The organism is Agromyces italicus DSM 16388 (genome assembly GCF_000421545.1).
Taxonomy (GTDB): Bacteria; Actinomycetota; Actinomycetes; order Actinomycetales; family Microbacteriaceae; genus Agromyces; species Agromyces italicus.
This window is the reverse complement of record NZ_ATXF01000011.1, coordinates 167188-176591: the sequence shown is the minus strand read 5'-3', so window position 1 is coordinate 176591 and position 9404 is coordinate 167188. Positions and strand designations below refer to the sequence as shown.

9 protein-coding genes and 1 riboswitch are annotated in these 9404 nt (G+C 69.7%); of the genes, 6 read left to right on the top strand and 3 right to left on the bottom strand.

Annotated elements, in window-relative coordinates; translation table 11 throughout:
* From H516_RS0116665 to H516_RS0116655, 3 genes are all read right to left on the bottom strand, one after another.
* The coding region (locus H516_RS0116665; protein WP_022890840.1) for an FGGY family carbohydrate kinase at positions 1-972 on the bottom strand (972 nt) is incomplete at its 3' end.
* Positions 973-1030: 58 nt separating this feature from the next.
* Positions 1031-1732, bottom strand: coding sequence for an MIP/aquaporin family protein (locus H516_RS0116660; protein ID WP_051138884.1), 702 nt, complete (start codon positions 1730-1732; stop codon positions 1031-1033).
* A gap of 347 nt (positions 1733-2079) precedes the next feature.
* Positions 2080-3840: a glycerol-3-phosphate dehydrogenase/oxidase gene (locus H516_RS0116655; protein WP_022890838.1), complete on the bottom strand. Its 1761-nt coding sequence runs from the start codon at positions 3838-3840 to the stop codon at positions 2080-2082.
* 117 nt (positions 3841-3957) lie between these two features.
* Between H516_RS0116655 and H516_RS0116650 the strand changes: the two genes are divergently transcribed.
* From H516_RS0116650 to H516_RS0116625, 6 genes are all read left to right on the top strand, one after another.
* Positions 3958-4959, top strand: coding sequence for a sugar-binding transcriptional regulator (locus H516_RS0116650; protein ID WP_022890837.1), 1002 nt, complete (start codon positions 3958-3960; stop codon positions 4957-4959).
* Between the two features lie 165 nt (positions 4960-5124).
* Positions 5125-5270: riboswitch (FMN riboswitch) on the top strand.
* A gap of 88 nt (positions 5271-5358) precedes the next feature.
* Complete coding sequence (gene ribD / locus H516_RS0116645; RefSeq protein WP_033197319.1) at positions 5359-6417, top strand: bifunctional diaminohydroxyphosphoribosylaminopyrimidine deaminase/5-amino-6-(5-phosphoribosylamino)uracil reductase RibD; 1059 nt, start codon at positions 5359-5361, stop codon at positions 6415-6417.
* A gap of 1 nt (position 6418) precedes the next feature.
* Complete coding sequence (locus H516_RS0116640; protein ID WP_022890835.1) at positions 6419-7072, top strand: riboflavin synthase; 654 nt, start codon at positions 6419-6421, stop codon at positions 7070-7072.
* Positions 7069-8379: a bifunctional 3,4-dihydroxy-2-butanone-4-phosphate synthase/GTP cyclohydrolase II gene (locus tag H516_RS0116635; protein ID WP_022890834.1), complete on the top strand. Its 1311-nt coding sequence runs from the start codon at positions 7069-7071 to the stop codon at positions 8377-8379. The genes H516_RS0116640 and H516_RS0116635 overlap by 4 nt, the downstream gene beginning before the upstream one ends.
* Positions 8376-8846 (top strand): 6,7-dimethyl-8-ribityllumazine synthase, encoded by a 471-nt coding sequence (gene ribH, locus H516_RS0116630; RefSeq protein ID WP_022890833.1) that lies wholly within the window; start codon positions 8376-8378, stop codon positions 8844-8846. Before H516_RS0116635 ends, ribH begins: the two co-directional genes overlap by 4 nt.
* Before the next feature lie 200 nt (positions 8847-9046).
* Positions 9047-9400, top strand: coding sequence for a hypothetical protein (locus tag H516_RS0116625; protein ID WP_022890832.1), 354 nt, complete (start codon positions 9047-9049; stop codon positions 9398-9400).
* The last annotated feature ends 4 nt before the right edge of the window (positions 9401-9404 follow it).

The following is a 9404-nucleotide window of genomic DNA, read 5'->3' as shown; positions in this document are numbered from 1 at the left end:
GAGGCCGAGGTTGTCGCGCAGCCACTGGATCAGCGATCCGGTGACGGCGATCGAGCCCTCGAGCGCGTAGTGCGGCGGCTGGTCGCCGAGCTTGTAGCCGAGGGTCGTGAGCAGTCCGTTCTTCGAGTGGACGATCTCCTCGCCGGTGTTGAAGATGAGGAAGTTGCCGGTGCCGTAGGTGTTCTTCGCTTCGCCGGTCTCGAACGCGGCCTGTCCGAAGGTCGCGGCCTGCTGGTCGCCGAGGATGCCGGCGACCGGCACCTCGCGGAGAAGGCTCGACGGCTCGACCGTGCCGTACACCTCCGACGACGACTTGATCTCGGGGAGCATCGAGCGCGGCACGCCGAACGCGGCGAGGATGCCGTCGTCCCATTGCAGCGTCTCGAGGTCCATGAACATCGTGCGGCTCGCGTTCGTGACATCCGTCGCGTGCACACCGCCCTCAGTGCCGCCGGTGAGGTTCCAGAGCACCCAGGTGTCGGTCGTGCCGAACAGGAGGTCGCCGGCCTCGGCCTTCTCTCGCGCGCCGGGCACGTTCTCGAGGATCCACACGATCTTCGTGCCCGAGAAGTACGTCGCGAGCGGCAGACCGACCTGCTGCTTGAACCGCTCGACGCCGCCGTCGGCCGCGAGACGGTCGACGATGGGCTGGGTGCGGGTGTCCTGCCAGACGATCGCGTTGTACACCGGTTCGCCGGTGTTCCTGTCCCACACGACGGCGGTCTCGCGCTGGTTGGTGATGCCCACCGCGGCGATGTCGTGCCGGGTGAGGTCGGCCTTGCCGAGGGCCTGCCCGATCACCTCGCGGGTGTTGGTCCAGATCTCGGCGGGGTCGTGCTCGACCCAGCCGGCCTTCGGGAAGATCTGCTCGTGCTCGAGCTGCCCGGTCGAGACGATCGATCCGGCCTTGTCGAAGATGATCGCGCGCGAACTCGTCGTGCCCTGGTCGATCGCGAGTACGTAGTCAGCCATCTGAGAACTCCGTTGCTGTCAGTGAATGGTGAGGGGTGATGGTTCGGATGTCTCGAGCTCAGCCGAGGATCGGGAGCAGCGGGACCGCGGCGAGGCCGGCGAGGACACCGCCGATGATCGGGCCGACGACGGGGACCCAGGAATACGACCAGTCGGATCCGCCCTTGCCCTTGATCGGCAGGATCGCGTGCGCGATGCGCGGGCCGAGGTCACGGGCCGGGTTGATCGCGTAGCCGGTCGGACCGCCGAGCGAGGCACCGATCGCGATCACGAGGAAGGCCACGGGGATCGCACCGAGCTCGGCCGGCGTGCCGCCGTTCGTGAAGCCGATGATGACGAACACGAGCACGAAGGTGCCGATGATCTCGGTGACGAGGTTCCAGCCGTAGGAGCGGATCGCGGGGCCGGTCGAGAACACGCCGAGCTTGTTCGCGGCGTCGGGCTCGGCGTCGAAGTGCTGCTTGTAGGCGAGCCAGCAGAAGACCGCGCCGAGGAACGCGCCGACCATCTGCGCGGCGATGTACACGAGCACCGAGGTGACGTTCACCGGGACACCCGAACCGAACTCAGTGGCGCCGTTCGCGACAAGGCCGAGGGTGACCGCCGGGTTGAGGTGCGCGCCCGAGGCGTACGACACGATGACACCCGCGAAGACCGCGAGACCCCAGCCGATGTTGATCATCAGGGTGCCGCCGCCGAAGCCCTTGGTCTTGGCCAGGATGACGTTCGCGACGACGCCGCAACCGAGGAGGACGAGCATCGCCGTGCCGACGACTTCCGACAGGAACACGAGACCGAGATTGTCCACGTTGACCTTCTTTCTGAGAGAGCGAGCCGAACGGCCCCGATGAAACGTATCCGCCGAATCGCCTGTTACCGGGCGTTTCGGCGTGCACATCCGTGCAGATTCGATCGTGGGTCGAGGAGCGACGAAGGAGCGTCTCGAAACCCCGACGCCTCGCACTCGGTTTCGAGACGCGTCCTCCTGCGTCGAGCGCCCCTCAACCCCCGACGCCTCGCACTCGTTTCGAGACGCGTCCTCCTGCGTCGGCGCTTCTCAACCCACGATGCCTCGCACTCGTTTCGAGACGGCCGCGGGCGGCCTCCTCAACCCACGGGCGCGGTGAGTCCTCCGAGTACGACGCCGTGGCGTGCGGCGAGCAACGCCGACGTCGCGGCGGCCTCGTCGTGCACGCGCTCGGCGCTCCACCCGAGCTCGGCACCCACGAGCTCGCCGAGCTCGGCGAGGAGCTCGGCCGTCAGCGTGCCGGTGAACGCGATGCTCGTGCGCCGCAGCACGACGTCCTCCAGGTGCACGACGCGCTCGTTGCGCACAAGCCAGGCGATCTCCTGTCTGCTGTAGCCGGGGTGGTGCGCGAGCGCCTCGTCGTGCTCGCCCTCGACCTCGACGAGAAAGGCGGCGGCGCGCGTGCCGTAGCGTTCGAGCAGTTCTTCGGCCCGGGTGCGGCCGACTTCGTCGCCGTGGGAGACGAGCCACACGCGACGGGCGTCGTCGTTCGCCGGGTAGCCGGCGCCGCCGCCGATGGCGAGGCCCTGCGTCGACACGGTGCGCGGCGCCCCGATGAGCGCGAGCACCTCGTCGGCGAGGTGCTCGGCGAGCGCGCGGAAAGTGGTCCACTTGCCCCCGACGAGGCTCAGCACCGTGGTACTGGGGCGGCCCGTGGCATCCGCCCGTTCGATGCGGTAATCGCGGGAGACGAAGCCCGGCTGCGTCTCGTCGTGGTGCGGAAGCGGGCGCACGCCCGAGAAGCGGTAGACGATCTGCGAGCGGTCGACGGCCACGCGTGGGAAAACGTGCGCGATGAGGTCGAAGAAGTAGTCGACCTCCGCCTCGGTGCAGATCGCGGGCTCCCGCAGGTCGTGCTCGAGGTCGGTGGTGCCGACCATGACCTTGCCCTTGAGCGGGTAGATCAGCACGATGCGGCCGTCCTCGTGCTCGAAGAAGATCTCGCGTCCGGCGGTGGCGGCGAAGAGCTCGGGGTGGTCGAGCACGATGTGCGAGCCCTTGGTGCCGCCCATGAAGCGGGTCTCGTGGCCGAGCTCGGCGTTCGTGAGGTCGGTCCAGGGGCCCGAGGTGTTCACGACGACGTCGGCGGCGATCGAGAACTCCTCGCCCGTGGTCGTGTCGCGCAGGCGCACGCCCGCGGCGTCGTGGCCGACCGCCTCGAGGTAGTTCGCCGCGCGCGCGTGCGGACCGGCCGCGAGTCCGTCGAAGAGCACGTCGAGCGCGAGGCGCTCGGGGTCGTGCATGCTCGCGTCGTAGTAGGTGGCGGTGTACTTCACACCGGGGTTCAGGGCGGGGAGCTCGGCCAGCGATCGCTTGCGCCCGAGGAAGCGGTGGCGCGGCACGGAGCCGCCGTCGCGCGAGAAGGCGTCGTAGATCGTGAGGCCGGCTTTGATGAGGGCGGCGCCGCGCTCGGTGGGCTTGCCCGACTTGTGAGTGAGGAAGCGCAGCGGCGCCGAGAGGATTCCGGAGAAGGTCGAGAAGATCGGCACCGTCGTCTCGAGGGGCTTCACGTAGTGCGGCGCGATGCGGATGAGACTGTTGCGCTCTTGCACCGACTCCTTGACGAGGCGGAACTCGCCGTTCTCGAGGTAGCGGATGCCGCCGTGGATCATGTGCGACGAGGCCGACGACGCACCCGAGACGAAGTCACCGCGGTCGACGAGCACGACGTCGACGCCCTGAAGGGCGAGGTCGCGGAAGGTCGCGATGCCGTTGATGCCCGCGCCGATCACGAGCACGGATGCCTCGGGGCGGGCGCGGAGTGCGGCGATCTCGCCCCGGGTCGACGGAGCGCCGCCGTGGTGCTCCGGGCGGTGCTGGTTCGTCGATTGGGTTGACATCGCTGTCCTCTCGGAAGTGACGGGCTTGCATGAGCCTGCCGGGTGTGGATGAATACATCGTGAACACGTCGGCACGAACTTGCAAGCCGCATGAAAATATGTGCAAGGGTGGGAGCCATGATCGACAAGGAGTTCCTCGCGACGATCGACGTCGACGAGGCGGTACCGGGCAAGACCCGTGACGCGCTGCGCGCAGCACACCTGTACTACATGCAAGACCTCACGATGGACGCCATCGCGCAGGAGCTGCACACCTCACGCTCCTCCGTGTCGCGGCTGCTCAGCCACGCCCGCGCGAGCGGGCTCGTCGAGATCTCGATCCACTCCCCGCTCGACCTGCCGAGCCGCATCGAGCACGAGATCCTCGAGCGGTTCGCGGTGCAGGCCCACGTCATCCCAGTGCCCGACCACGCGAGCGACGTCGACCGGCTCGACCGGGTCGCGCTCTCGGCTGCACGCATTCTCGGCCGGTTCATCGACTCGAACCTCACCGTCGGTCTCGCCTGGGGTTCGACGATGGGCGCGATGAGCCGACACCTCGTGCCGAAGGCGACGCACAACTCCGAGATCGTGCAGCTGAACGGCGCCGGCAACCTGCGCACGACCGGCATCGTCTACGCGAGCGAACTGCTGCGCCGCTTCGGCGACGCGTTCGGTGCACGCGTGCAGCAGTTCCCGGTTCCCGCATTCTTCGACGACCCGGCGACGAAGCAGGCCTTCTGGCGCGAGCGCTCGACGCAGCGCCTGCTCGACCTGCAGGGCCGGCTCGATCTCGCGCTCTTCGGCATCGGGTCGCCGTTCGCCGAGGTGCCGAGCCACGTCTACCAGGGCGGCTACCTCGAGCGCCCCGACTACGAGGGCCTCAGCCGCGACGGGGCGGTCGGCGACGTCGCCACGGTGTTCTACCGCGCCGACGGCTCGACCGACGGCATCTCGTTGAACGAACGCGCAACGGGCCCCGACTTCGCGGTACTGCGACGGGCACCGCGGCGCATCTGCGTCGTTTCGGGCCGGGCGAAGCTCGCGAGCCTTCGCGGTGCACTCGCCGCGGGCCTCATCACCGACCTCATCGTCGACGAGGGCACCGCGCGCGTGCTCGTCGAGACCCAGGCGGGTTGAGGAGGGAGCGCAGCGACCGTCTCGAAAAGCGGGTTGAGGAGGGAGCGCAGCGACCGTCTCGAAACCCGACGCAGCGGTTTCGGGACGCTCCTTCGTCGCTCGTCACCCCTCCGTCGCGACGGGAATAGGGCGGCCTCCGCTGCGTTGACCTACAATCGACACGAGAAACGTGCTCCGGGGTCGGTGTAATTCCGAGCCGGCGGTGACAGTCCGCGAGCCAGGCGCGTTCGATCGCGAGATCGAATGTGCACGGTTGAACTGGTGAAACTCCAGTACCGACGGTGAAAGTCCGGATGGGAGGCGGCACGTGTCGGCTGCGCTGTGCGCCGCCGACGTTCGCGGTGACGACACCGCAGAACCAGCCGAGCATTCCCGGAGCCTTGGACACGAGGACGAGGAATGACGAGCGCTGATCACCGGGCGACTGCACAGTTCGCAGCGGATGCCGCGGCGATGCGCCGCGCCCTCGAACTCGCCGATCGCGGCCCGGCCGACGGGGTGAATCCGCGAGTCGGCTGCGTCATCGTCTCGCCGAACGGTGAGGTGCTCGCCGAGGGCTGGCACCGCGGCGCCGGCACCGCTCACGCCGAGGTCGACGCACTCTCGAAGCTCGCGCCGGGCGCCGCCGCAGGAACAACGGCGGTCGTCACCCTCGAACCCTGCAACCACACGGGTCGTACCGGGCCGTGCGCGCTCGCGCTCGTCGAGGCCGGCATCGCTCGGGTCGTCTACGCGGTCGGCGACCCCGGCGTCCACTCCTCGGGCGGCGCAGCGCGTCTTCGCGCCTCGGGTGTCGAGGTGTCCGGCGGGGTGCTCGCCGACGAGGTGGAGGCGCTCCTCGAGGACTGGCTGTTCGCCGCCCGCCACCGTCGGCCCCGGGTGATCGTGAAGTGGGCGTCGACCCTCGACGGCCGGGCGGCCGCCGCCGACGGCACGAGCCGGTGGATCACCGGTGCTGCGGCGCGCCGCGACGTGCATCGCCGCCGCGCTGCCGCCGACGCGATCGCCGTCGGCACGGGCACGGTGCTCACCGATGATCCCTCGCTCACCGCGCGCGACGACGCGGGCAACCTGCTCGAGCACCAGCCGGTGCCCATCGTCTTCGGGCGACGGCCCGTTCCGCAGGGCGCCGCGCTGCGCTCGCACCCGCGCACTCCCCTGTTCTTCGCGGGCGCCGAGCTCGCGGGCGACCTCGAAGAACTGGCGCGCCGGGGCATCCGTTCGCTCTTCATCGAGGGCGGACCGACCCTCGCGAGCGCCTTCATCACCGCGGGTCTCGTCGACGAGCTGCTCGTCTACCTCGCCCCCGCCGTCCTCGGCGGGCCGATGCTCGCGCTGGGCGATCTCGGAATCCCCACGATCGCCGACGCTCTCCGCTTCGATTTCACCGCCGTCGAGCGGCTCGGCGACGACGTACTGCTCGTCGCGCACCCGACCACCAGAGATGAGAGAGACTGACATGTTCACCGGAATCATCGAGGAGCTCGGACGCATCGCGGGCGTCGAGCGCACCGCCGACGCCGTGAGGCTGACCGTGCACGGGCCGCTCGCGGTCGAGGGCGTGAAGCACGGAGATTCGATCGCGGTCTCGGGCGTCTGCCTCACCGTCGTCGACTTCGACCAGCTGGGCTTCACCGCCGACGTGATGGCGCAGACCCTCGCGATGTCGACCCTCGACGGTGCGCACGAGGGCCTGACGGTGAATCTCGAGCGGGCCGCGAAGGTCGGCGACCGCATCGGCGGGCACATCGTGCAGGGGCACATCGACGGCACCGCACAGGTGCTCGAGATCCGGCCGGGCGCGTCCTGGCGGGTCATCCGCTTCTCGCTCGACCCCGAGCACGCGTCGCTCGTCGTCGACAAGGGCTCGATCGCCGTCGACGGCGTCTCGCTCACGGTCAGCGCCGTCGGTGTCGATGATGCCGGCGACTGGTTCGAGGTATCGCTCATCCCCGAGACGCTCACGGCGACGACCCTCGGCGAGCGCGAGGTCGGCGACCGGGTGAACATCGAGACCGACATCCTCGCGCGGCAGGTGGCGCGGATGCTGCGCTTCGGGGAGCACCGCACGCTGCCGTCGTCCGTTCCCGCGACGAGCGGGGGTCTCGCATGAGCCTCGCCACGATCCCCGACGTGCTCGACGCGCTCCGCGCGGGCAAGCCGGTCATCGTCGCCGACGACGAGGCCCGTGAGAACGAGGGCGACGCGATCATGGCGGCCGAGTTCGCCACGCAGGAGTGGATCGCCTGGATGGTGCGCAACACGAGCGGCTACCTCTGCGCGCCCATGCCGAACACGGTCGCCGACCGGCTCGAGCTGCCGCTCATGGTCGAGCGCAACGAGGACGCGCGCTCGACGGCGTACACGATCTCGGTCGACGCGGCCGACCGCAACTCGACCGGCATCTCGGCCGCCGAGCGCGCCCACACCCTGCGTGTGCTCGCCGATCCCGGTTCGACACCCGAACTGCTCATCAGGCCCGGCCACGTGATCCCGCTGCGCGCGGTCGACGGCGGCGTGCGCGAGCGCCCAGGCCACACCGAGGCCGCGGTCGACCTCATGCGCCTCGCCGGTCTCTCACCCGTCGGCGTCATCGGCGAACTCGTCGAGGACGACGGCGAGATGATGCGCCTGCCCGGGCTCATCGCGCTCGGCGAGCGCGAAGGGCTGCCCGTGACGACGGTCGCCGCGCTCATCGACTGGCTGCGCGAGTGGCACGACGGCGAGGCCCTCGACGCCGAGGCCGCCGCCGCCGCAACCACGGTGCCCGAGTCGTCGCCGGTCGCCTTCGAGGTCGAGACCACGCTGCCCACCGAGCACGGCGACTTCCGCGTGCGGGCCTATCGCGACCGCGGCACCGGCGCCGACCACGTCGCGATCATCGTCGGCGAGCCGGGCGACGACGAACGGGGCGCGGTCGTCCGGGTGCACTCCGAATGCCTGACGGGCGAGGCGTTCGGCTCGTTGAAGTGCGAGTGCGGTCCGCAGCTCGACGCCGCGCTCGAGGAGATCCAGCGCCGTGGCGGCGTCGTGATATACCTGCGCGGCCACGAGGGTCGCGGCATCGGTCTCATCAACAAGCTGCGGGCGTATCGCCTGCAGGAGGACGGCCTCGACACGCTCGACGCGAACCTCGCGCTCGGCCTGCCGATCGACGCCCGCGACTACTCTGCGGCCTCTGCGGTTCTCGCCGACCTCGGCGTCTCGCGGGTGCGACTGCTCACGAACAACCCCGACAAGGTGCGCCAGCTCGAGGCGCACGGCATCGAGGTCGTCGAGCGGCTGCCGCTCGTCGTCGGCGTCGGCACCGTCAACACCGGGTACCTCGACACCAAGCGTCGCCGCATGGGCCACGCCATCGAAGACCAGCAGCTCGCGGATGCCGCGACTGAAACCCTCCTGGAAGGACACGCATCATGAGCGGTCACGGCTCGCCCACCCTCGACATCGACGGCTCCGGCCTCCGGGTCGTCATCGTCGCAGGCAGCTGGCACGACGAGATCACGAACGGCCTCATCGCGGGCGCGACGCGCACCCTCGAGGCGGCGGGCGCCGAGTTCGAGCTCGTGCGGGTGCCCGGCAGCTTCGAACTGCCGGTCGTCGCGAAGGCCGCACTCGAAGCCGGCGCCGACGCGGTCGTGGCGCTCGGCGTCATCATCCGCGGCGGCACGCCGCACTTCGAGTACGTCTCGGCGGCGGCGACTGATGGACTCACCCGCGTCGCGCTCGACACCGGCAAGCCCGTCGGGTTCGGCGTGCTGACCCTCGACGACGAGCAGCAGGGCCTCGACCGTGCCGGCCTGCCGGGTTCGAAGGAGGACAAGGGCCGCGAGGCCGCCGAAGCCGCGATCGCGACCGTGCGCGCGCTGCACGCGCTGCCCGCCTGAGCGCGGTGTAGAACCATCGCGGGGGTGCTTTCCCGCAAGAATCAAGGCCGATTCGATCCGTGCCTTGCGTGAAAGCACCCCCACAATGCTCGATCGGTCGGGTGGTGCGGCTCCGGACCAGCGCACGACCGGTGGCGACACACCGTTCGTCGTTCAGGTTTCGACTTCGACGTGTCGTAGAACCGACTACACTCAGCACCATGGAGACCCTGCGCCACATCGTCGTGTTCGTACACCTGATCGGCTTCGCCGTGCTGTTCGGCGCCTGGGTCGTCGAGGCGGTGAACCGCCGCTACCAGCTGACCCGCCTCATGAACGTCGGGCTCCTCATCGCGGGCGTCGCGGGCCTCGCTCTCGCGGCGCCGTGGGGCATCGACTACGACATGAACTACGCGAAGATCGGCACGAAGCTCGTCGTACTGGTGGCGATCGGCGCGCTGCTCGGCATCGGCTTGGGGCGTCAGCGCAAGAACGGCGCGGTGCCGCCCGCGATCTTCTGGTCGATCGGCATACTGACGGCACTCAACGCGGCGATCGCGGTCATCTGGCGGTAGTCCG

Excerpts from the sequence above, each read along its gene's own strand:
- H516_RS0116660 (WP_051138884.1), bottom strand. The coding sequence starts at position 1,732 with ATGCTCGTCCTCCTCGGTTGCGGCGTCGTCGCGAACGTCATCCTGGCC.
- H516_RS0116655 (WP_022890838.1), bottom strand. The coding sequence starts at position 3,840 with ATGTCAACCCAATCGACGAACCAGCACCGCCCGGAGCACCACGGCGGC.
- H516_RS0116650 (WP_022890837.1), top strand. The coding sequence starts at position 3,958 with ATGATCGACAAGGAGTTCCTCGCGACGATCGACGTCGACGAGGCGGTA.
- ribD (WP_033197319.1), top strand. The coding sequence starts at position 5,359 with ATGACGAGCGCTGATCACCGGGCGACTGCACAGTTCGCAGCGGATGCC.
- H516_RS0116640 (WP_022890835.1), top strand. The coding sequence starts at position 6,419 with ATGTTCACCGGAATCATCGAGGAGCTCGGACGCATCGCGGGCGTCGAG.
- H516_RS0116635 (WP_022890834.1), top strand. The coding sequence starts at position 7,069 with ATGAGCCTCGCCACGATCCCCGACGTGCTCGACGCGCTCCGCGCGGGC.
- ribH (WP_022890833.1), top strand. The coding sequence starts at position 8,376 with ATGAGCGGTCACGGCTCGCCCACCCTCGACATCGACGGCTCCGGCCTC.
- H516_RS0116625 (WP_022890832.1), top strand. The coding sequence starts at position 9,047 with ATGGAGACCCTGCGCCACATCGTCGTGTTCGTACACCTGATCGGCTTC.